The sequence below is a fragment of the Adlercreutzia agrestimuris genome, from assembly GCF_943193125.1.
GTDB classification, from domain to species: Bacteria; Actinomycetota; Coriobacteriia; order Coriobacteriales; family Eggerthellaceae; genus Xiamenia; species Xiamenia agrestimuris.
Genome location: NZ_CALPCX010000003.1, coordinates 46,767 through 70,391, shown reverse-complemented (window position 1 = coordinate 70,391; position 23,625 = coordinate 46,767). Strand labels below are relative to the sequence as shown.

At 45.8% G+C, this 23,625-nt stretch carries 22 protein-coding genes and 1 tRNA gene; 3 read left to right on the top strand and 20 right to left on the bottom strand.

The annotated features are described in order from the left end of the window. Positions 1–3 precede the first annotated feature (3 nt). From NFR28_RS05880 to glf, 13 genes are all read right to left on the bottom strand, one after another. A complete protein-coding gene (locus NFR28_RS05880; protein WP_251178904.1) occupies positions 4–837 on the bottom strand; it encodes a thiamine pyrophosphate-dependent enzyme in 834 nt (277 codons plus the stop codon). Positions 838–839: 2 nt separating this feature from the next. Continuing rightward, the gene (locus NFR28_RS05875; RefSeq protein WP_251178903.1) at positions 840–1,904 is read right to left on the bottom strand and encodes a 3-methyl-2-oxobutanoate dehydrogenase subunit VorB; all 1,065 of its coding nucleotides are present in this window, start codon (positions 1,902–1,904) and stop codon (positions 840–842) included. Between the two features lie 2 nt (positions 1,905–1,906). Continuing rightward, positions 1,907–2,113 (bottom strand): 4Fe-4S binding protein, encoded by a 207-nt coding sequence (locus tag NFR28_RS05870; RefSeq protein WP_251178902.1) that lies wholly within the window; start codon positions 2,111–2,113, stop codon positions 1,907–1,909. Positions 2,114–2,216: 103 nt separating this feature from the next. After that, complete coding sequence (locus tag NFR28_RS05865; protein WP_251178901.1) at positions 2,217–2,951, bottom strand: nucleotide-binding protein; 735 nt, start codon at positions 2,949–2,951, stop codon at positions 2,217–2,219. A gap of 2 nt (positions 2,952–2,953) precedes the next feature. Continuing rightward, complete coding sequence (locus NFR28_RS05860; protein ID WP_251178900.1) at positions 2,954–4,720, bottom strand: AMP-binding protein; 1,767 nt, start codon at positions 4,718–4,720, stop codon at positions 2,954–2,956. Between the two features lie 96 nt (positions 4,721–4,816). Further along, positions 4,817–5,398 (bottom strand): helix-turn-helix domain-containing protein, encoded by a 582-nt coding sequence (locus NFR28_RS05855; protein ID WP_251178899.1) that lies wholly within the window; start codon positions 5,396–5,398, stop codon positions 4,817–4,819. A 116-nt stretch (positions 5,399–5,514) separates the two neighbouring features. Further along, on the bottom strand, positions 5,515–6,930 hold the full coding sequence (locus tag NFR28_RS05850; protein ID WP_251178898.1) for a transcription antitermination factor NusB: 1,416 nt from the start codon (positions 6,928–6,930) through the stop codon (positions 5,515–5,517). After that, on the bottom strand, positions 6,923–7,867 hold the full coding sequence (fmt, locus tag NFR28_RS05845; RefSeq protein ID WP_251178897.1) for a methionyl-tRNA formyltransferase: 945 nt from the start codon (positions 7,865–7,867) through the stop codon (positions 6,923–6,925). The genes NFR28_RS05850 and fmt overlap by 8 nt, the downstream gene beginning before the upstream one ends. A gap of 61 nt (positions 7,868–7,928) precedes the next feature. Next, on the bottom strand, positions 7,929–8,462 hold the full coding sequence (def, locus tag NFR28_RS05840; RefSeq protein WP_251178896.1) for a peptide deformylase: 534 nt from the start codon (positions 8,460–8,462) through the stop codon (positions 7,929–7,931). 80 nt (positions 8,463–8,542) lie between these two features. Continuing rightward, positions 8,543–10,414, bottom strand: coding sequence for a DNA primase (dnaG, locus tag NFR28_RS05835; RefSeq protein WP_251178895.1), 1,872 nt, complete (start codon positions 10,412–10,414; stop codon positions 8,543–8,545). Between the two features lie 2 nt (positions 10,415–10,416). Next, positions 10,417–11,685 carry a deoxyguanosinetriphosphate triphosphohydrolase family protein gene (locus NFR28_RS05830; RefSeq protein WP_420840407.1) on the bottom strand — a complete coding sequence of 423 codons (1,269 nt, stop codon included), beginning with the start codon at positions 11,683–11,685 and terminating at the stop codon, positions 10,417–10,419. Between the two features lie 52 nt (positions 11,686–11,737). Then, a complete protein-coding gene (locus tag NFR28_RS05825; protein ID WP_251178893.1) occupies positions 11,738–12,760 on the bottom strand; it encodes a glycosyltransferase family 2 protein in 1,023 nt (340 codons plus the stop codon). Positions 12,761–12,763: 3 nt separating this feature from the next. After that, positions 12,764–13,978 (bottom strand): UDP-galactopyranose mutase, encoded by a 1,215-nt coding sequence (gene glf, locus NFR28_RS05820; protein WP_251178892.1) that lies wholly within the window; start codon positions 13,976–13,978, stop codon positions 12,764–12,766. A 169-nt stretch (positions 13,979–14,147) separates the two neighbouring features. Between glf and pta the strand changes: the two genes are divergently transcribed. Beyond that, positions 14,148–15,137, top strand: coding sequence for a phosphate acetyltransferase (pta, locus tag NFR28_RS05815; RefSeq protein ID WP_251178891.1), 990 nt, complete (start codon positions 14,148–14,150; stop codon positions 15,135–15,137). Positions 15,138–15,240: 103 nt separating this feature from the next. Here pta and NFR28_RS05810 read toward each other — a convergent pair whose 3' ends face one another. The 5 genes from NFR28_RS05810 to rnd form a co-directional block, all read right to left on the bottom strand. After that, positions 15,241–16,461, bottom strand: coding sequence for an acetate/propionate family kinase (locus tag NFR28_RS05810; protein WP_251178890.1), 1,221 nt, complete (start codon positions 16,459–16,461; stop codon positions 15,241–15,243). A 166-nt stretch (positions 16,462–16,627) separates the two neighbouring features. Continuing rightward, positions 16,628–16,882, bottom strand: coding sequence for an exodeoxyribonuclease VII small subunit (gene xseB, locus NFR28_RS05805; protein WP_251178889.1), 255 nt, complete (start codon positions 16,880–16,882; stop codon positions 16,628–16,630). Continuing rightward, positions 16,875–18,320, bottom strand: a complete 1,446-nt coding sequence (gene xseA / locus NFR28_RS05800; RefSeq protein WP_251178888.1) for an exodeoxyribonuclease VII large subunit — start codon at positions 18,318–18,320, stop codon at positions 16,875–16,877. Before xseA ends, xseB begins: the two co-directional genes overlap by 8 nt. Further along, positions 18,313–18,978, bottom strand: a complete 666-nt coding sequence (locus NFR28_RS05795; protein ID WP_251178887.1) for a zinc metallopeptidase — start codon at positions 18,976–18,978, stop codon at positions 18,313–18,315. Before NFR28_RS05795 ends, xseA begins: the two co-directional genes overlap by 8 nt. Before the next feature lie 144 nt (positions 18,979–19,122). Beyond that, positions 19,123–20,268: a ribonuclease D gene (gene rnd, locus NFR28_RS05790; RefSeq protein WP_251178886.1), complete on the bottom strand. Its 1,146-nt coding sequence runs from the start codon at positions 20,266–20,268 to the stop codon at positions 19,123–19,125. Positions 20,269–20,340: 72 nt separating this feature from the next. Between rnd and NFR28_RS05785 the strand changes: the two genes are divergently transcribed. Next, positions 20,341–21,249, top strand: coding sequence for a diacylglycerol/lipid kinase family protein (locus NFR28_RS05785; RefSeq protein ID WP_251178885.1), 909 nt, complete (start codon positions 20,341–20,343; stop codon positions 21,247–21,249). 102 nt (positions 21,250–21,351) lie between these two features. On the opposite strand, the gene NFR28_RS05780 is transcribed toward NFR28_RS05785, so the two are convergent. Next, positions 21,352–21,426 (bottom strand) — tRNA-Val (locus NFR28_RS05780). Between the two features lie 79 nt (positions 21,427–21,505). After that, positions 21,506–22,363, bottom strand: coding sequence for a TerC family protein (locus tag NFR28_RS05775; protein ID WP_251178884.1), 858 nt, complete (start codon positions 22,361–22,363; stop codon positions 21,506–21,508). 262 nt (positions 22,364–22,625) lie between these two features. Here NFR28_RS05775 and NFR28_RS05770 point away from each other — a divergent pair, with 262 nt between their 5' ends. Beyond that, complete coding sequence (locus tag NFR28_RS05770) at positions 22,626–23,411, top strand: teichoic acid transporter (protein ID WP_251178883.1); 786 nt, start codon at positions 22,626–22,628, stop codon at positions 23,409–23,411. Positions 23,412–23,625 lie beyond the last annotated feature (214 nt).

Sequence of the window (23,625 nt, the reverse complement as noted above, 5' to 3'; positions counted from 1 at the left end):
TGTTTATGCACCTGCTTTCTCAGGGTGCGCAACGGGACAATCCGCATTACGCGCAGCTGCCGCCTCTGCAGCATTAGCATACCCATCAGCTACGACATCCTTATACACACCCAGCGGATAGTAGGGCAACATGTTTTCACGCATCCAATCAAAAGAATCCTGAGGTGACAACCCCCAGTTTGTTGGACAAGTAGAAACCACTTCAATAAGCGAATACCCTACGCCATCAATTTGATTTTGAAAGGCCCTTTTAATAGCTTTTTTCGCCTTACGAACATTCTTCGGACTATCAACTGTTACACGCTCAAGGTAAGCAACGCCATCAAGCGAACTGAGAAGCTCAGATACTCGAATGGGATAACCTGCCGTTTCAGTATCGCGACCATAAGGAGATGTTTGCGTAATTTGATGAGGCAAACTTGTCGGAGCCATCTGGCCGCCCGTCATGCCATAAATAGCATTATTGATAAAAATAATAGTGATATTCTCTCCACGAGTTGCAGCATGAACCGTCTCTGCCATGCCAATTGAAGCTAAGTCGCCATCACCTTGATAGGCAAATACAACATTTTGAGGATGAACGCGTTTAACTGCTGTTGCAACTGCCGGAGCACGACCATGAGCAGCCTCAATCATATCGCACCCAAAGAAGTCAACTGAGGTAACAGCGCAACCAACTGGTGCAACACCAACGGTCTCACCTTCAATACCTAGTTCGTCAATTGTCTCGGCCACCAACCTATGCACGATACCATGTGGACATCCGGGACAATAATTTGTAATGACCGGAAGCAATGCGTGCGGGCGTTCAAAAACCACCTTTTCTTCTGCGCTCATGCTTACTCACCTACCTTCTCGTGAGCCGCTTCTATGCGCTTGAGTACCTCAGCTGGCGTCGGGATAATACCACCCGTACGACCAAAGAACTCAACCGGAACACGACCCTCAGAGACAAGACGGACATCGTCAACCATCTGTCCCATATTCATTTCAACAACCAAGAAATCGCGTGCAGTATCCATCACGCTTTCAAATGCGTTTGTCGGGAACGGCCACAAAGTGATGGGACGAATAAGACCAGCCTTGATACCCTTTTCGCGAGCAGCTACAACAGCAGAACGTGCAATACGCGCCGATGCACCAAATGCAACAAGCACAATTTCTGCGTCATCGCACATAAAAAGCTCAGCTCGCTGCTCGTTTGCTTTAATGGTTTCATAACGCTCAAAGCGTTCGCGATTCAACCCCTCAAGTGCATCAGGGGTAAGATAGAGCGAATCAACAATATTATGTTTACGTTTGTTATGATGCCCTGTTGTTGCCCATGGTTTTTCGGGAAGCTCGGTTTTAGGTTCTGGCATTAACACCGGCTCCATCATCTGGCCAAGCATGCCGTCGGCCAAAATCATAACAGGAATACGATATTCATCGGCTTTGTCGAAGGCCAAATATGCATAGTCAGCCATCTCCTGAACCGTTGATGGTGCATATACCATAATCTGAAAGTCGCCATGTCCTGTTGCACGCGTGGCTTGCCAGTAGTCAGATTGCGAAGGCTGAATACCTCCAAGGCCTGGGCCGCCACGTTGCACATTTACAATTACCCCTGGTAGATCGCAACCTGCCATATAAGAGATACCCTCTCCTTTAAGCGAGATGCCCGGAGAAGAAGAGGAAGTCATAACGCGCGCTCCAGCAGCGGATGCTCCATACACCATGTTGATGGCAGCAATTTCACTCTCTGCCTGAAGATAGGTGCCACCGCACTTCGGCATTTGCTTTGACATATATGCCGCAAGCTCTGTTTGCGGCGTAATTGGATACCCAAAGAAGAAACGACATCCAGCGCGAATAGCGCTTTCAGCCATTGCTTCATTGCCTTTCATTAATACCTTCTCAGACATAATTACCTCATTACCTTAATAGCGCAATCAGGACACATGAGCGCACATGACATGCAGCCTGTACATTTGCTTTGATCAACACAGCATGCGGGGTGATATCCCTTTTCGGTAATAGTTGCCATATCTAGTTCGAGAATTTGCACAGGGCAGGCGTCAACACAGAGCCCACAACCCTTGCAAAAGTAATCATCAACAATAATCCGAGCCATCTATCCTCCTCTTTCATTGCACCTCTTTATAATGACACACGAACCCATTGCACCTGGTGCCACTCATGCAAAGTGTTTCGGCTTTATCGGTGGATGCGCTCGTCTATTCCCACACAAAACTGACGAGACGATCTACCGCATATTCAGGTGATCCAGCCAAGCTGAGTGCATCCACAATTCTCTGTTCATGCTCGAGCTTCCGAGGAACACAGCTACACCAAATATCAAGGTTGGCAAGTGATTGAACCTCGGAAGCAAATGCTATACCCGCACAAATCGTATCAACATCGGTCTCTTCACGAAGATGCGTATTGTTGATCAATGCAGAACTTGCAATTCCTAACTTCGCTTCAATCTCACGCATAACTTCGCACGCTTCTTGAGGCACAGTCGTAAGATTTCGTGCATGATTGATTACCTGCACAACATGCGCATCGCAAACGCGAAGTTGCTCCCTAAAACGAGCTAACGACGTCACACCAACATCATCGCCACCAGCATCTATAAGTACGAGTGCGTCTGCTTGAGATGCGTCTTGGCGTGCAGCCCACGCCAAGACGGTTTGAACTTGTCCGGAAATTGAAGGGCTATCAAGCGTTGATCCCGCAAAGACGGGCGCCACAAGCGAAACGCCCTCATCTTCAAGAAGATGCGCATAATCACTTGAGCGAAAATAGGGATTAACTACATCGCTATCAATAACAACAACCCTGCGACCTGCTGCTTGGGCATCACGAGCAAGATTGAGCGTCAAGTTAGTTTTGCCGACGCCATAATGCCCGCAGATAACTACCACACGAGGCAAATCTGCGGGATTAAAACGCTCTGCGCATGCCATGACTATTTCGCCTCATCTTCTTCGCGAATAGCAACGCGGCGAATCTTGCCATTAACAGTACGCGGTAACTCTTGGACATACTCAATAATGCGCGGAAATTTATATGGTGCCGTCTTGCGCTTAACCCAAGTTTGCAACTCACGTGTTAGCTCTGAAGTACCCTCAAAACCATCAGCCAAAACAATGGTTGCTTTTACTGCTTTGCCACGCATGGGATCAGGAACACCGGTGACCGCGCATTCTCGGACTGCATCATGCTCAAGAAGCACCGATTCAATCTCAAAAGGACCAATACGATAGCCGCTTGACTTAATGACGTCATCATTTCGACCGACATACCAATAGTAACCGTCCTCATCACGCCAAGCGGTGTCTCCTGTGTGATACCAACCATCATGAATTGCCTGAGCAGTCTTTTCAGGATCGCGATAATATTCAAGCATGATGCCCGGTGCCTTTTCATGCACGTCAATACAGATCTCACCGGTCTCTCCCACGTCACAGATGGTGCCATCTTCGCGCATGATCTCAAGGTGATAGAGTGGCACTGGTTTACCCATAGAACCCGAACGAGGAGATGATCCTGTAAGGTTACCAATAACAAGCGGTGTTTCTGTTTGACCAAAGCCCTCATAAATTGTCAATCCTGTATGAGTCTTCCAAAAATCAAACAAATCAGGATTAAGTGCCTCACCTGCAGTTGTTGAATAATGCAAGGAAGAAAGATCGAATGAGTCAATATCCTCAGTCATCATCATGCGATACATTGTTGGAGGACAACAAAGCGAAGTAATGTTATATCGCCCAATCAAATCAAGAATTTCTGCAGGAGAAAAACGATCAAAGTCATAGGTAAAGACACATGCTTCCATGAGCCATTGCCCATAATATTTACCCCAAACAGCCTTACCCCAACCAGTATCAGCAATAGTAAAATGCAAGCCATCAGGTTCAACATTGTGCCAATGCTTTGCGGTAATCAAGTGACCAAGCGCATAGGAGCTATCATGCAAAACCATCTTGGGATTACCTGATGTACCACTTGAGAAATAAAGCAACATAGGATCTGCGGCCAGCGTTTCGCGTCGTTCAAAATTAGACGAAGCCTCGCGAATTGCACGATTAAGATCAATCCATCCTTCTCGCTCGCACGTTGCCGCACATACTCCTTCAGGACCCGAGAGCGCCTGCCCTATGAGTTCATTTTCATCAAAAACAAATGCGCCAGAATCATCTTGTGGAGTAAGTCCCCCACCAGCGCCGTTGACAATAAAACAAGCTTCCACGGTTGGACAGGTATCTTGATCTACTAATACATTATCAACTATATCTGCAATTTCTCCGACTGACGTAGCAATAATAGCCTTGATAGAAGCACCATTAAGGCGATATTCAAGATCATGCTCTTTGAGCATAAATGTTGCAGGAACCATAATGGCGCCAAGCTTAGCAAGCGCGGTAGCAACAATCCAAAACTGATAATGACGACGCAAGATAACAAGCACTGCATCTCCGCGACCTATGCCTGCATCTAAAAGCGCATTGGCACATTTATCTGACCAATACTTTATATCAGCAAAGCTAAAGATATGCTCTTCACCCTCAGGGTTGCACCATATCATGGCGCGACGCTCAGGATCATTAAGCGCGATATCGTCAACAATGTCATAGCCGAAATTGAAGTCCGGAGGCATAGTAATATCAAATTTTGTTAATAAGCCATCAGCGTTATAAGCTTCATCTACGTAGCGAAGATTGATATTTCTCATGATGTAATTCTCTCTCTTGAAGTGCGCAAATGCACGCAAAAACCAACAAAACGCTCACTTATAGGGCGCATGCTGTCTCAGTTAAGACAACAGCGCCTATATAATTTCGTCTTGCGGCTTTAGCACAACAGCAAGAAAGACGCAGGGTTCTCCGCCTGTAGCAATCATGCCATGACCACGCCCAGAATCATAGAAAAGTAGATCCCCTGCCTCTAACTGTTCGACGTGGTCTTCATAGGCAAAAAGCATCTTGCCAGAAATAATATAATCAAGTTCTTGACCTGCATGATATGAAAGATGGATAGGCTTATCTTGTTCATCTTCCAAATAGGGAGCAGTAACCAAAAATGGTTCACAGAGTTTGTTTTTAAAATAGGGTGCTTTGTGAAGGTATTCAAAGCCAGCACGACGCTTAATGGATAAGCCATCATGAGCTCTTGTGAGCGAATACCCTGATAAATGAGGATTCTCACCCGTTAAAAGTTCAATAACATCTACCCCTAAGCGCTGTGCGCATTTATATAGAAAGGTAAATGATAAATCTTCTTCACCAGATTCTTGCGCGGCATATTCGGCAACACTTCTACCTGTAGCATCTGCCATCTCTTGCATGGTTAGGCCAACATCTTCACGCAGGGCTTGGATGCGCCCGGCCACCTCTTTAATGTTTGGCTCCATAACGCAATCCTCCTTTCATCCCTCTCGTGAATAAGCTCATGAGCTTTGTTGACAATTTTGCTTATTTTAGTGCAGCTTTGTTACATACAGATTAAAAACAGGTATTCGGCCAGATTTTATCCGCGCTTAATAAATCGAACAGCAAAATGAGCATCCATAGATCCTTGCGTAAGGCGCGTCGCAATACAAGAAGCGCCATTGATGGGCGCCAAAGAAAAATTCGCTCCCTCTTCGCTCTCCAAGAATGCTTTTACCACACCATTGTTTTCTGCATGTGTTACCGTGCAGGTTGCATACACAAGCGATCCGCCATCGGCCACAAATGGTGCTGCGCTTTTGAGCATATCAAGCTGAGTTGACGCATAGGTCTTAATGTCTTGAGGTGTTATCTTCCAGCGTATTTCTGGATGCCTACGCAATGTTCCCAACCCAGAACAGGGTGCGTCAATAAAAATCGTATCGTATTGTTTCTCATCCAAAAAATCTTTCAAATGAAGTGCGTCTGCTGTAAGCGCATCTTTTACTTCCACCCCATATTGGGCAATGCGCTCACGCAATAACTTGGTTTTGAAATGCCTATTATCTACAGTGGTGTAGTTTTCAAGTTGATGTCCATACCGTCTCATGGCATTACTTTGCAAAAGGATTGTTTTTGTGGCACGACCAGCACCAATTTCCAAAAATGATTGCGGCTCATTCTCACCTAATACTGACGAGGCCACCAATTGTGAAGCAGCATCGCTCACTACAATGCGCCCTGAGGTTAGCATGCGCTTTACTCCCCTGAGCAATAAAGCTCTGGTATCAGCAACGCGATAACAACCCGGTATTGGATTACCGTTGAAATAAACCTGATCTATTGTCTCATCAAGGCGATGGAAGGTATTTTGCAAAATAGTGTCAGAACAACGAATAGTATTCACGCCAACAAAAAGCGGTGCTTGCTCGTTAGAAAGGCGCATAAACTCAATGGCTTCATTCGGTCCGAGATCTGCAATGAGAAGTTTTGCCAGCCACTCTGGAAAAGCATAGAGGCGCGCAAGAGCACGCAAATCAGTATGTGGATCTCCAAAAGGAAAGCCCGAACGAATGCGAACAATCTTGCGCAAAACCGCGTTTGCAAGTCCTGCTGCTGCAGGTGTAACCGATCGCACAAGTTCAACACCCTGATCAACTGCTGCATGAGGTGATTTGTCTAAGAAGAGAAGCTCGTAAGCAGAAATACGGAGCGCATCGCGAACATCAGCTGACATTTGATCTGGTTTATCAAGAAGCTGATTGAGTACCTCATCAAGCGTTCCTGAACAACTTACGACGCCTAAAACAAGTTTAGTAGCAAAAGCTCTGTCTTCAGAAGACATAGATGAAACGTCCACCGAATGCTCTAAGACATCTTGCGCATAAGCATCTTTTTCTCGAATTTCACGAAGCGCAGCAAGCGCTTCAAGGCGCGCAGGGCTGGCTTTTCCCCGTCCGAACTTCTTCGTCTGCGGACGATCGTTTTGTGGCTTACCAAAGCGTTTTTCAGGCATGCGGCTCCTCCCAAGATTGGATATTGTGTTTTATTCCCTGAATGCCTGCAGCAAATGCCTTGCCATCCATTTCCTTTTTACCAGCAGGTTTTACTTTAATAATCTCCAAAAGACCGTCCATCGTGCCAACTATGAGGCACTTGCGCCATAGCAAAACCTCACCGGCATTCAATTCAGGTGCCTCTTCATCATTAAAAACGCGTGCTTCTAAAATACTTACATCTCTTCCCGCTAAACATACATGGGCAGGATGCGCATTGCTGGAAGCTTGAACTTTACGTGCAAGTTGTTGCGCGGTATCAGAAAGCCTAAAGCTGAGCTCACCTTTTTCAATTTTGTCCGCATAGGTCACCAATGAGTCATCTTGCGATACCCATTTAATTTCACCAGCTTCAAGCGCATTAAGGGCATACAATAGAGCTTGTGCTCCAAGCGACGCTAATTCTGCCGTAAGACGCTCAGCAGACTTATCAGCCACGTCGGTAGCCCGACTGATACAGAAATCTCCTGTATCTAGCCCCTCTTCCATTGCCATAACGCACACACCAGCCTGTTCATCGCCAGCTAAAATGGCACGTTCAATGGGAGCTGCACCTCGCCAGCGAGGAAGAAGTGACGCATGTACATTCAAACACCCAAAAGGCGCACTCTTAAGCACTTCTTTCGGTAAGATCTTCCCATATGCTGCAACGCAAATAACATCAGGCGCAAGCTCTCTCAGTGTCACATTGACGATATCGTCACGAAGTGATGTAGGACAAAATACTTTCGTATGATGTGCCAATGCACACTCTTTAACAGGAGAAGGTTCAAGGCGCTTTCCACGACCACGTACCGCATCGGGCCTGGTAAAAACACCAACCACGTCATGATGCCAATAGAGCTCTTCTAAAATATCGGCAGCAAATGTGGGTGTACCCATAAAAACTATTCGCATGTAAGATTCCTTTTTCGCAAGATCTCAAACACCTCAGCTTGAGAATCATAAAATTGATGACCTATGAAAGCGAGGTTTCGCCCGGCTTTGCGCCTGCAGCAAGTGCGCGCTCATATTCAGCAAGCGCAACAATGCGATCCATAGGATCACAACGCTCAAACATAGTTATGCCGTCCAAGTGATCAATCTCATGCTGCAAACATCTACCCAACAAACCATCGCCTTCAATCTCCCACTCTTCGCCATCAAAATCAAAGAAACGCACGCGCGCCCATGTTGGACGAGAGATAGGAATGGAGATACCAGGAATAGAAAGGCATCCTTCTTCACCTGTCTCTGGTTCTCCATCTGTTTCAACAATTGTTGGATTGATAAGAATAATGGGGTTTTGCTCACCCGATTCGTCTTGGTCGCAATCAATAACAACAAGACGTTTGTTGATGCCCACTTGCGGTGCCGCTAAGCCGCATCCCGCATTCTTATACATTGTTTTAATCATTTGTTTCGCCAGCTTTTGGAGCGATTTGTCAGCAAGATCACATGGTTCACATACTTGATTGAGCCTGGGATCAGGAGAAAGTACTACGTTGCTCATATCATCACTTCCTAATCGGTATATGTTTGAAGTTTATATTACATGCCACTTTATACCTGGTGATATACACCAACACATCATCACAACATTTTTCGTGTTGCCTTTTTAGCAATAAGGTCTTTTTGCATTGCCGCAACAGTCATGTACAACAGATCATATTCATCATTTGGCAACTGAGAAGGCTGAGCAAGCTGGGCACGCAAGTCAGCAATTGCCTCTTCGGTATCCCCAATAGTAAGCTCGTCAACCAAGAACAGCACGCGATCCTCATCGGGTACATCATCTGATTCGCCCTGATTGCCAAGTGATGTTGTTAAGATGGATCCAGCTACAGAAATCACGGACGTAGTTGCTCCCACTAAAGCCGCAGAAGATATCTGAGGGTTGAGCGACAACTGCTCTAAAAACACCTCAGCTATTTGCGCATGGACAGGATCATGCCACTGTATTTGCGCTAAAGCCGATACTGAACTAAGAGCCAGGTCACATCGTTTTGCAAACAGTGCCAGTAGTTGCGCTTCAAGCCGACGACGGTTTTTCTCTTGCGGACTAAAACGTTGTTGTCGTTTTGGAAGCGGCTGGTGTATCTCTTGCGTGTTTTGCTCATCGCGCGCTTGTCGAGGTGGTTTCAGCGATGCCAATACTTCAAGTGCATCTGCCTCTTCCATTCGCACGCGACCTGCAATTTGTCGAGCATAATCTTTTGCCAAGAGGGAGTCTTTGATAGGCGCAAGTATTTCAAGGGCTTCTTTTGCAGCGCGTGTTCTTCCTTCGGCGTGCGAAAGATCATGCTGCGCAATTCTGCGGTCGATACCATACTGCACAAGTGGCACCGCTGAATCTATGAGCGCCTGCAACGCCTCTACCCCTCGTTGTTTAACGAAATCAGCAGGATCAAGGTTATCGGGAAGCGTTACTGCCACCAACTCAATACGCGTTCGTCCAGCTTCAGGGGTCATTGAGTCGTCTATAAAACCCAACGCTCTATCTGCCGCGCGTTGACCTGCTTCATCGCCGTCAAACAAATACACAATGCGCTTTTGAGCATGTCGCGACAAGACGCGTATATGGCGCATGGTGAGTGCAGTTCCCAGCGTGGCAACCACGTTTTGCACCCCTGCTTCATGTAACGCAATAACATCGGTGTAGCCTTCTGTTACGATTGCCACACCACTTGCAGCCATACTTGCTTTTGCTTTATCAAGCCCAAAAAGTACTTCTGATTTATGAAATATAGGCGTCTCTTGTGAGTTGAGATATTTGGGTTCACCCTGTCCAATAACTCGACCCCCAAATGCTATACATTCACCCGAAATGTCGTGAATAGGAAACATAATGCGATTATAGAATCGGTCACGCATCTGGTTTCCAGATTTCGCCTTCACAGCAACATTTGCTTGCTCCATCTCAGCATTAGTAAAGCCAAGCGAGCGAAGATGGGTCACAAGCGCGCCATTGCCGGGAGCAAAACCCAACTGCCACGTCTTGGGCACCGAACCACCTAAATCTCTTGCAGCTAGATACGCGCGCGCATCTTGAGCAACAGGTATGGTGCTGCGCATAAGTTGCGTGTGATAGAACTGTTCTGTTGCCTCACACACCGCTTTGAGTCGATTTTTCACATCCATACCGATGCGAGGTCTACCAGATTCTGTTTCTTCAATTTCAATATGAGCCCTGTCGGCTAATCTGCGCACTGCTTCTGGAAACGACAATCCTTCTGTTTTCATGACAAAATCAAAGACATCTCCGCCCTCGCCACAACCAAAGCAGTGCCACAACTGAAGTGCAGGATCAATCTTAAATGAAGGCGTTTTTTCATTATGCAGCGGACAACAGCACCAAAAGTCACGCCCTTTTTGTTTTACCGGAGAGCGCTCACCAATGAACGCAACGATATCAGTTGCATCGCGAACTTTTTGGATATCTTCTGCACTAATTGAACCAGCCATGTTTAGCCCTCTATTGAATCTTGTGGGCAATAAGATACTGCATTAGGGTGTTTCATTCCAAGGTCTGAGCAGTAATCGCGCGCAAAGATTGCTAGCTGATCCTGCGGAAAGAGATATTCATAAAGCGCCATAAAATAGCTGTCTGTCATAGAAGCCATATAATCAACGATGATCTGATTGGGATCAGTTTGCAAATACTGTTCAGGCTCTATAGTGCGCGAACTGCGACTCAAACGCTCAACATGATGCAAATATACCGGCGAAGAATCATCGCCTGCCATGAGATCAGCTAAGAGTTTGTCGTAGAGTCGTTCAAACATCTCTTCGACAACGTTCGATGTGTCGCCCACCATACCTTCTCGATTGTAGATAATCTCATAGTTTTGTCGCTTCGCTAAAACCAGATCATCATACACTTCGCGACTCATACTTATATGGTCTTTGCCATAACTGTTGTTTACGATGTCAACAGTAAGATTATTAATAATCTGAGCGTTATCAATGCCGATAACAGAAGAATCAAACATATCTAAAGAGGGCAATACACCCATTTGAAGCGCATCTTGCCTGTCTTTACCGAGATACGCAATCATATCCGAAACACGTACAACACACCCTTCAAGTGTTGAAGGGCGCAACGTTTTGATAGTGAGCTCATCGTTATTACATGCATCAACAAGAGCATCAAGCGTTTCAAAATCACGGGTATTACCCATGTTCAAAGTCTGCTGGGCGAACTCGCCATTATGACAGAGCACTCCATCAAGGGTCTGAAGGCTGATATTGCGTCGATAAAGCTGATCAAGTACGCGAACAGAGTGCACATTATGATTAAAATAGCGCCCCGTTCGTGCATGATAACTCTTTGACAAGAAGCGCTCACCTGCATGACCAAAAGGCGTGTGACCTAAGTCGTGACCAAGCGCAATGGCCTCAATTAGATCAGTATTAAGACCAAGCAGAGCGCCTATATTGCGCGCTATCCGACTGACCAATTGCACATGCAACCCTCGTCGGGAAATGTCATCGTTTTCAACAAATGAAAACACCTGCGTTTTATCCGCATAGCGGTTATATGCAGGCATATTGATTATCTTCTCAATATCACGTGAAAAAGCTGGACGTGTGAGCGTTGCTACGTCATGAGGATTGTCCTCACGACGTAGCACACAAGCATCATCAAAGCGATAAGGGCTTAATCGATTACACGCACGATCAGCTTGAATCTGAGAAGCCACTTCAGAATCAAGTTCAAGATACTGTGGTCTTATAAGCTCTCGCTTTCGCTGATCGTTTGTACCAAATTCCACGTATTCGGCGCTCCTAGTTAAATTTGAAAAGGCGTTGCGCCACATGATATCCAGTGATTCCAATGAATCTACCGAAACTCGTAGGAATATTTGTACCCAGGTTTAATACAGATCTGCGGACCCGACGATATACCCTAGGATTATGCTCTTTCAGATAATCCCAAATCTCTTCACGCTTGTCTTCCGCCTCATCAGTACCAATCATGCGCAGGAAGATTGAGCAGATACAAAGCATCATGGATAAATAATTTTCCATGTAGCGCTCAAGTCGTTCTTCACTAACTCCGTCAGGAAGTTCAACCGCATTAATCATAGTACGTGTTACGCGAAGCTGCTGATCAATACGACCCTTCATAACATCTTCGTTGACAGACTGATCTTCGCGACCAATGAAATAACGATACATATCAACATCGCGATAATAAATCGTTTTCACATGAGGAAGCGGCACATACACAAAAATATTGTCAACATAGAAGCAATGCTCAGGCAACTCAAGCCCCATATCGCGCAAAAGTTGCGTACGATAAATTACTGAATGCATGAGCAAATACTGACTAGGCAAAAAGTGTCCCACTTCATTCCAGCCAAATTCTCGTCCTTCGGGAAAGACATTGCGATAATGCATGACAGTGCGCGAGCCTTCATGTACTTTCTCATAGACATAATTTGCAATGATCAAATCGGTAGGATTCTCAGCTTTTGCCTGTTCGCGCAGGTATACCATGATCTCGTCCATGGCGTGTTTATCAAGCCAGTCGTCTGAGTCTACGACCTTGAAATATGTGCCCGTTGCATGAGCAAGACCACAATTTACCGCTGAGCCATGCCCACCGTTTTCCTTATGGATTGCACGAACAATGTCGGGGTAACGCTCTTGCCAGCTATCAGCAATTTCTGCCGTGTTGTCTTTGGTTGAACCATCGTTGACAATAATGATCTCAATATCATCACCAATAGCTAAGAGCGACTCAATACATTTATCCATATAAGCCGCTGAGTTATAACATGGAATAGCGAAGGTGATAGTTTTCATGATTTACCCCACTAATTCATCAGCCAGCGCTAATGCGCGACCAATAATGACGTCCATGTTGTAATAACGATATTCCGCCAAGCGACCCAACGGATAGAAATTATCCAACGGTTCAGTAAGCGCCAAATAACGGTTGTAGTGAGCGTTATTCTCATCATTGATGATGGCATAGTAAGGAATTTGTGTATCCGGATCTTCGTAGGGATGGCTGAACTCCTTCATGATGGTGGTGTTAGGAGCTTCTTGACCCGTGAGATACTTAAACTCAGTAATGCGCGTATAAGGTTCGGTCACCGTATAATTAACGGTACCGCAAGGCTGCCAAAACTCCTGATCGTACGTTTCATACACAAAATCAAGTGTGCGATAAGGTAAACGACCAAAACGCGCCAAGAACAACTCGTCCAAAGGACCGGTATAGATGATAGGTCCTTCGAAATTTTGATCTTTCAATGCAATTGCCGAAAGCGGCGCATCTTCATCATCGCTTGAGAACCGCAGATCAAACACGCTTTCTGCTTCAGTGTTAAGGCAGACGCTAATGTTTTCATGATCAAGCATACGCTCAAAAAGAGGCGTATAGCCTTCAAGCGGCATACCCTGGAACTCATCTTGGAAGTAACGATTGTCTCGTGACAAAAAGACAGGAACACGAGCAACAACAGAAGGATCAACCTCATCAGGAGTTAAACCCCACTGTTTTTGCGTGTAGTATAAGAATACATTCTCATACACGAAGTCTGCTACTTTTTCCAAGTCCGGATCATCTTGTGCGCGAAGTTCAGTAATAGTTACTTTGCGTTCATCTCCAAAAGTCTCAATAAGCTTTTCAGTCAGACGAGCAGCTTCTTCTTCGCCAAAAGCAATTTCCATTGAGTTTTTGTTAAACGGAACAGGCATAAACGTACCATACCAATTTGCAAGCACCTCATGCTGATAATCGCGCCACTCCGTAAAACGCTGGAGGTAATCAAAAGCACGCTGATTGTTGGTATGGAAGATATGCGGACCATAGCGATGCACCAATATGCCCGCTTCGTCAATCTCATCATACATATTGCCTGCAATGTGATTCTTCTTTTCAATCACCAACACGCGCTTGTTTCCCCGCTCAGCAAGTTCACGAGCCATGACAGATCCAGCAAAACCACTTCCAACAACAACAGCATCAACATCAGCCATATTTACATCTGCATAATCAAGGTAGTTAACACCCATGAAGGGCCACCCTTTCTCATCACGTCCTCATCCATCTCTTGAAGCGTTTTAGGCATACACAAATTGCCTGCCTCATAGCGCCGACTGCTATTTTATCGGGTGTTAGCAGTAAGTATGTGAATTATCATACAAAGTAGATAACTAATCGCGCAAAAAGAAAGGCAAGCCGATGAGTTCTTTTCTAAATGACATGCTCACCCGAGCCAAAGCCGACACCAAAACCATTGTTCTTCCCGAAGGTAACGATGAGCGCACCTTAGCCGCTGCGGAGCAAATTCTGGCAAACAACATTGCGGATTTAATTATCCTTGGCAATGTTGATGATATGCAAAGCAGTGGTTATTGCCTTGACGGTGCACGTCTCATTGACAACAAAACCGCAGATGAACGTGGTGCCTTCGCTGAAAAGCTCGCTGAGCTTCGCGCAAAAAAAGGCATGACACTTGAACAAGCAACTGAACTTATGGACAACGAGCTTTATTTTGGCATGATGCTTGTCAAAATGGGCATGGCAGATGGCTTAGTATCTGGCGCATGCCACTCTACAGGCGATGTGCTTCGTCCAGCTCTGCAGATTCTCAAGACTTCGCCTGATGCCCAAATGGTTAGCTCCTTCTTTATCATGAATGTGCCAGACTGTGATCTTGGTCATCATGGCACGTTTTTGTTTAGCGATTGCGGTCTTGAAGTTCAGCCTGATGCTGAGAGACTTGCTCAAATCGCTCTCAATGCTCAAAACGCTTGGAATTCTCTCATTGATGATGCAGAACCAGTTGTTGCAATGCTCTCTCACTCAACGTATGGCTCTGCTAAAAATGACGATTCCAACAAAGTCGTTGAAGCAACTCGTATTGTTAAAGAACTTGCACCCGATATGGCTATTGACGGCGAACTTCAATTAGATGCCGCAATTATCCCCGAAATTGGAAGCGCAAAAGCACCTGATTCAGCTGTTGCAGGTAAAGCAAATGTCTTGGTGTTCCCCGATATTGACGCCGGAAACATCGGCTATAAACTTGTTCAACGTCTGGCTAAAGCTGAAGCATTTGGCCCTATTTTGCAAGGCATTGCCGCACCAGTTAACGATCTTTCTCGTGGTTGTTCTGCTGAAGACATCGTCGGCGTTGTTGCCATCACTGCCGTACAAGCTCAACACTAATCCTGTGCAATAACAAATGTGGCGACATTTCATATCCTGAAATGTCGCCACACAATCAAACACTGATTGCAGATAAAACTATCGCTTCACTCTCAACTAATATTTAGTCCTCAATGAGCGGCTCATTTATGCGCTCATGAACAATCTCATAGGTATCGCGCGCAATCATATATTCTTCATCGGTAGGAATAATGACAATCTGAACCACGGAATCATCAGATGAAATAACTCGCTCTCCTCCGCGGCCTTTGTTTTTCTCAAGATCAAGCTTAATACCAAGCGGTTGTAAACCGCTAAAGATCATACGGCGCATTTTCTCGCAGTTTTCGCCTACGCCGGCAGTTAGAACAATGGCATCAACGCCACCCATAACAGCAATGTATTGTCCGATGTATTTCTTGACTGAATTTGAATACATGTCGTATGCAAGCTGAGCGCGCTCATTGCCTTGTTCTGAGGCTTCGCGAACCGAGCGAAGATCATTTGAAATTCCCGAGATACCCAGCAAGCCTGATTGCTTATTCATAAGATCGTTTACTTCTTGGGCGTTTAAATTCTCGTGTTCCATAATAAAAGGTACGATAGCCGGATCAACTGCACCACAGCGAGTACCCATCATAAGACCATCAAGCGGCGTCAACCCCATTGAAGTGTCCACAGCAACACCATGATCGATAGCAGACATGGAGCAACCATTGCCCAGGTGGCAGGTAATTAATTTAAGGTCATCAAGGGGTTCATCAAGCACAACCGCAGCACGCTCTGAAATATAGCGATGCGACGTTCCATGGGCGCCATATTTACGAATTGCATATTTCTCATAAAGCTCATAAGGGAGCGGATACATATATGCCTTTGGTGGCAACGTCTGGAAAAACGATGTGTCAAAAACCGCAACCATGGGTACACCCGGCATATGCTTTTGACAAGCATGGATACCCATGAGGGCTGCTCCATTGTGAAGTGGTGCTAGTTCAGCAAGCTCACCAATACGCTCAATTACTTCATCATCAATAAGCACGGATTTATCAAAATACTTACCGCCTTGAACGATGCGATGTCCAACAGCGTCAATCTCATCAAGCGAATCAATAGCTTTGGTAGGACCTGATGTAAGCGCTTCTAAAACAAGCGCCATTGCATCATCATGATCAGCCATCTTGGCATCAATAACCTGCTCATTTTTATCAAGGCCATGCTTATGGAAAGCCTCTTCAGAACCAACGCGTTCGCAAATGCCTTTTGCTAGAAGCGTTTGGGTTTCAACATTTAATAACTGATACTTCAGTGAAGATGAACCTGCATTAATTACCAAGACGTTCAACGGCCTACCTCCTAGAGTAACGCGTTTTATTCCTATAGTGTAGGCACTGAATTGTGCTTGTTATCTCGTAAAAAGACGACGTTCGGCAAGCGGCGCTCCGCTCGCCGAAAACAAGTTACAAGACCAATCGGTAGAAGGCACAAGCAGCAACTAAGCTCTCTTTTGATTAAGACAACGTTGTGTCACGCTCTTCGTCAGAAGGTTCTTCGACAAGCTCTCCCATGAGCACATCTACTTTTTGTTGCGCATCAGATAGTCTTCCTTTTAATGCACGAAGAAGCTCAACTCCACGCTCATATGCTCGAAGGCTATCCTCAAGTTCAAGTGTGTTTGATTCAAGCGTTGTCATAATGGTATCCAATTCCGCCATTGCCTGACGAAACGTCATAGTATCAACTGGTGCGAATTGTGATTCACTCATTGTGATCCTCCAATATTGTTATGTCTGTGTCTATATGCGCTATATCCATTACGTTGCAATCAAGTTCGCCATTAGTCAGCGTGACGCGTATTGCTTGCCCCACTGCCACCTGATCTACATCCTTAACGACTTGCCCCGTTTCTGTTCGTGCTACAGCATACCCTCTACTTAAAATTGTCAACGGAGATAAATCATGCAAGCGCGATGCCCCCAGCGATAACCGCTGATCAAAAGGAGTTAAAAGCGATGTAGCGCGCAAAGTCAATCGTTCGCAATAGCGATCAAGTTGTGTTTGTGGTGCACTCGTGGCGTGCCCAAGGGCGTAGCTTAATAGCTCATTAGCTCGCGCTACTGGCTGAGAAAAACGATTAACTTGATCAGGCATAAGCCGAACCAGACGTGAGGTAATATGATTGAGCTGTTGAGCATCTCTTGCAAGGTTGTCGGGAATAGCACGCATTAATCTGTCACTTGCATAATCAAGCGTTTGTGCTTGATTCGCAAAGAGAGCTTGCGCGTCAGTAAACAAAGTGCGGTCTGCATAGCGCTCAAGTTGCAACGCAGCACGATCAAGCTTTCTTTGTATTGCGGCCACCAACGACGCTTCGCGCGTTGCAAAAATCTCTTGCACTCTCTCTTTAGCAGGAATAACTGCTCCTGCAGCTGCAGTTGGCGTGGATGCACGCAAATCTGAAACCATGTCAGCTATGGTGTTGTCAGGCTCGTGTCCTATTCCCGTAACCACCGGAACAGGACATGCTGCAATTGCGCGCGCGAGTTGCTCATCGTTGAAAGGCATATAATCCTCAAACGAGCCGCCTCCGCGACCTAAAATAACCAGCTCAGCGCCTGCATTCACAACACAATTCATACCCGATACCATGGCTTGTGCTGCTTGCGCACCCTCAACCGGCACTCCGGCAAACACAATACGCGTTAAGGGAAAATGCAATCGCATGGTGCGCAAGATGTCATGAATAACCGAACCACGCGGAGAAGTAACAACGCCCACTACATCAGGAAAGAGCGGCAAGGGACGCTTGCGTGCTGGATCCATCAACCCTTCCGCTTCAAGCTTTTTAGCCAGGTTTGCAACCTTCAAACGCAAGTCGCCTTCGCCAGCAAGCGTAATAGAAAAGACGTCAAAATTCATACGTCCTTTTGCTGCATACAAGGTAAAACGCCCTGTCAACTCAACAAGCTGACCAACTGTAAGCTGAATACCCGATGCAACATAGCGGTTATTCCACATCATACAAGGCAAAGCTGCGCTTTGATCTTTGACAGTAAAGTAAGCCGCTTTATATCCTGGCTTAATGGAAAGCTCCGAAACCTCTCCTACCAGCTTTATAGTAACTTGCTCAAGTGCGCCTTTAGCGCGCGCCATAGCTGCAGAAACGCTGAGCGGCGCACTGTCTGCTTGCTCAAAACTAGTCATTACGCTGACCAAAAAGCCACAAGAGCTGCAGCGCAGAAGCAAGTGCTGCAGCCACATAGGTGAGCGCACATGCACGCAAGACATTGTATGAGCCAACTTGCTCTGACTGTGGAAGTCCCGTAGATGCCATATAAGTCATAGCACGACGCGAAGCATTAAATTCCACCGGAAGGGTAACCACCTGAAAGAGCACCACGAGCGCATAAAGAATAATGGCAAGATCATAGAAACCAGCAATATGCATGACGACACCCAAAAGCAGGATAAAAATCCAAGCATTTGAAGCAATGTTTACCACAGGCACCAATGAACCGCGAATCTTCATAGGCTTGTAATCCTCGGCGTACTGATATGCATGGCCAACTTCATGACAAGCTGTTGCAGTAGCAGTAACCGAACGACCGTTATATGCCTCAGGAGAAAGCGTTACCGTATTTGTTCGCGGGTCAAAAAAGTCTTGACCTGGACCTCCTGGCCTTACTTCAACTCCTTGAATATTGTAATAAGCAAGCATGCCACGCGCACATTCAGCACCTGTCATACCTGTTGAAATAGGTACTTTTGAATACTTTTTAAGTTGAGAAGTCACATACGCTTGCGCTCCCATTCCAATTATGAGCGTGGGAACAATGACCATTAATACATATTCTAAACTCATACGTTATGCTCCTTATATCGCATCATACGTGCGCAAGTTTTTAACTACACGACGTATGACTCGTTTTTTCTTTACCATTATATCGACGACAAAGGCTTCGCCTTACACCCAAACTAAGGTACGTAAAACTTCCGTAACTCTTAATCATGAACAACGCATAACCACAAGCGTTGACCCATCAATACTGAGCTGGATGCGACCTTCCAGCAGATCAATCAGTTCTTCTCCAACAATTTGAGCACGCCAACCTTGCAATAGCTCAATACCGCTTCGATACCCGCGAGCAATACGCGTGAGATCAGCATGGCTTGCAAGCGTCTGAAATGCAACGTCGTTTTCTTTTGCACGCACACGCACGAGCGCGCTCATAAGATCTATCTGCATATCAACATTTGGTTCACTTTTACCGCATTTGTCCAGTTCTGGCCATGTTGAAGGAGCAGAATCTAAGGCGGCTTTCATAAGGGCTGCAACCTCGCGAGCATCCTTAGTAGAAAGCTTGTCTGAAAGCCCCCGAACCATAAACAGCTCATCAATGCTGCGTGCTTCGCGTTTGCATGCCTCAACAACTTGCTCGTCAGTCATAACCCACTTCCGTGGAATATCGCGCATCTGTGCATGCAACTCGCGCCATGCAGCAACCTCACGCGCTGCCGCCAGCTGCCTGCGAGACAAAGATGACACACGCTTAAGCCTTCGAAAGCGTTCTCGTTCGTCAATTTCATACTTGGTTGGGTCAACGAGAGCTTCAAAATCACTCGTCAACCATTGCAGCCGTCCCTTTGCGCGCAATTCTTCGCTCATCTGGGTATAAAGCGATCCTAAATACAACACATCATTGAGCGCATAATCTTTTTGCGATTCAGAAAGCGGTCGTCGCGACCAGTCGGTATAAGAATCAGTCTTTTTGATTGTCACTCCACATACCGAATGCACCAAAGCCGCATATCCGATCTGCTGCGTATGCCCCAAAAGCGCAGCAGCTATTTGGGTATCAAATACCGGTGAAGGTAATACACCAACTTCGCGGTAGAGAATCTCAATGTCTTGTGTTCCCGCGTGAAACAACTTGACGATATGCTTATCAGTAAGTAAATCTGCTAATACGGTCAAATCGGCGACAGCAAACGGATCAATCAAAACCGATTCTGTCTCAGTGGCCATTTGAACAAGACACAATTTTGCATAATATGTCTTTTCTCGCATAAACTCAGTATCAATGGCTAATACTGCAGACTGCTTTGCTCTCCCACAAAATGCTTCGAGTTCCTCTTGACTGACAATAAACAACGCTCAAATCCTTGTCTTGTGTTACTTCACATATGTTGTACCATTTTAATCATAACAAGCGAAAGGTGATCTGTGAAACTGCTCGTCATTAATAACCTATCCTCCGGCTTCGGCGAAGGTGCTATATACGATTTCATCCGCGCGTTTTCAAGCGACGGAGACGAGGTCGTACTTCGCAATACTGACGGCACTACCCAAATTGCCTCTTTACTCAAAGATGCGCATCAGTTTGATGCGGTAGTAGCAAGTGGCGGAGATGGTACTGTTTCTACCATCTGTTCGCAACTGTCGCACACCAATATTCCCATTCTGCCTTTTCCAGCAGGTACTGCCAATCTTCTCACTTTAAACCTCGAACAACCCCATGAACCTCATGCTTTGGCGCATTTGGTACGTGAAGGAAAGACACTCAATTTTGATCTGGGTATTATCGAAGTAGATGGTTTTCGCCATGGTTTCGGCATTATGGCTGGTGCTGGATACGATGCCACTATCATGCATGATGCCGCTCCGAACAAACGGATCATGGGTCCAATGGCTTATCTCTCGGCAGCAGTCGCAAATGCGCTCCCCCAAAAAGCAACATTTACCCTCACCCTTGATGGCAAAACTATCGAGCGCGAAGGGGTTGGTGTACTTATCGTCAATTTCTCAAAGATTCAATTTGATATCGCACTTACCCACTCCAATGAACCTTGCGACGGCTATTTCGACGTCATGATACTGAAAGCGCAAAATGCATTTGGGCTCATTCCGGCGATTATTGCAGGATTTTTAGACCGTGGAGGCGATTATCCAGAACGAGGCGACGCTCTTGAAACACTTCGCGCTCAAGTGGTACATGTTGAATCTGATCCACCACTTGAAATTCAATATGATGGAGAACCTACGCGACTCACTACGCCTTTTACCGCCTACATTGATCATGAAGCTGCACGTTTAATTGTTTCAGAAGAAGGATATGATCTCTTCGCTCGGTAATAGCTTTTACGTGCCCTCACCACGAATACAACTTGAGTAAGTATTGTTATCAAGAAAAGAAAAGACCAGCGACTCTCATAAGTCACTGGTCAGTAAATTCAATGGTGGGCGATACAAGATTTGAACTTGTGACCCCTACCGTGTCAAGGTAGTGCTCTCCCCCTGAGCTAACCGCCCACTTACGTGTTACTGGCAGATTTGATGCTGCCAGCGAACAACTAGTCTAACACAACATAATCTTAGGTCAACAACTTTTTTAGCGGTTCTCGTCACTCTTTTCTTCGATACCTTGAACAACGCTCTCTTTAATTGCGTCGTTGAGCTCTTTGCGCTCCTGCTCATATGCAGACAGATTACTATTGAAGCGCATTTGAATTAGCTCAAGCACAAAGGCGAACACCATGGAGAAATAAACCATGAGTTTTTCCATATGCATATCAAGCACTTCGACACCTGAATTAATGCCAGCAGAATCGAGAAGCAAAAGCACACCAATCACTGTGATGAAGCACAAGGCCAATATCTTCATCTCAGGATGTCCGTTAATGAAATCAGAGATTGGATCTATAAAGATCATCATCAGAATAACTGCAATCATGACCGCGAGGATCATGATGATAAGATGGTTTGCTAAACCTACTGCTGTGATCACCGAGTCAATTGAGAACACGAGATCCATAACCATAATTGTGCCGACTGCCTGCGGTAATGCAATCATGTGAAGAGACTTATGTTCTTCAGAATGCTCAGCCTTGATTTCAGTCAGTTTCAAGACGCTGCGCAACTCATCTATACCTTTATAAATAAGATAAGCACCACCAGCAAGCATCACGATATCGCGTACAGAAAAACCGTGGGAGAAGAATCCTAAATCAATCGTAAAGAGCGGCGTGGTCATATGCACAAGATAAGACGCAAAGCATAAGAACAAAATACGCATTACTAAGGCGCCAGCAAGACCTAGTTTTCGACCAATATGTTGCTTTTCAACAGGAAGTCTATTGGTGGTAATTGAAATGAATACCAGATTATCCACACCAAGCACTATCTCAAGAAAGATAAGGGTGAGCAGACTAATCCATGCCTCCGGTGTAGTGAAAATTGAAAAATCCACGGTATACTCCTTGCTCGTACATTAAAAAACTCACGGCGCACCAAGTCTTACAACTTCAGTGCGCCGTGAGTCTCGCAATTTCAGATACGCCAGGTGCTATGAACACCAAGATGTTGAACGTACCGCAAACGCCAAAACGCTTGCCAGCTACTCCCTCACGGGCAGTAAGCATGCTAACATAGGCTCGCCTATGAGCAATGCTATAATGCCATTTGTTCACAAATCGTCAGGCATGCGGTTCAGATACAGGAGACCTCTATCCATGCTTTTTCAATCAAAGACTCCGGATTACGTTGAAGGCGACGGTCCTATTAATTACCTCGACGACAGTGGTCTTAAACGCCCTTTTAAGATGCCACAAAAAGCTTATATTGTTTTAGCCGCTTTTGCCCTTGTAGCACTAGGTATTGGCGTTTATTTTTACCAGGATATCGAAGGCAACATTTCAGAGTTTATGACCTCTTCTTCTGCAAGCGTGGAAGAAAATCTCTCGCGCGATGTAAGCTATGATCTTCCACTCCTGACAGATTATATTGATGTAGATAACGCTTCTATAGAACAGCAACTCATTGATGCGGGATACAGTATCTACAATATGAGCTCCGAAGAAGATGTAGCAAATAACGCATTGCAACTCATGAAGCTCCCTTCAGACGTCTCTACCGCAGATGCAATGCTTATGCTTGCTAATGGCATAGGATCACTTGACGCATCGCAAGCTGCACTTTTGCTTAACGGCTCTTGGAATCTCAATGTGCAACATGGTGAATCTACTGAAATGCGTCTTCGTTATGCTGACTTCACTTCAGGGGATGCACAAGCAGCCATCGAAGCTGCCATGGCCAGTCAAGGCTTTGACCCAGCAAGCGTCCTTGCCGAAAACGGCTCTGGAGTAGATGAGGCAGGCAACACCTTCATGACGGGCACAGTTGATGCATGGGGATATACCTGCACCTGGCGCGTTTCCACTATAGCCCTCAGCGACATGTACAATATTTCTGGTCTGCCAGAAGACGCGCTTTACGTGGGCATTCGCCTCTCCTACTAAGCTTAAGAATCACATACACCGCTCCCGCAAACGAATCGTACGTCCGTCATTTTTGTGTTTCTAATTTGTTGCGTAATTGTTACAAACCATCATATAATTGAGATTCGTTTGGAGACATTGCACCAAATGAACGCGCTACTTCGGGGGCAGTTTGTATCGTGTATGTTAATACATGAATCACCTGGGTTATAAAGCCTCTGAATCCGCGCGAACG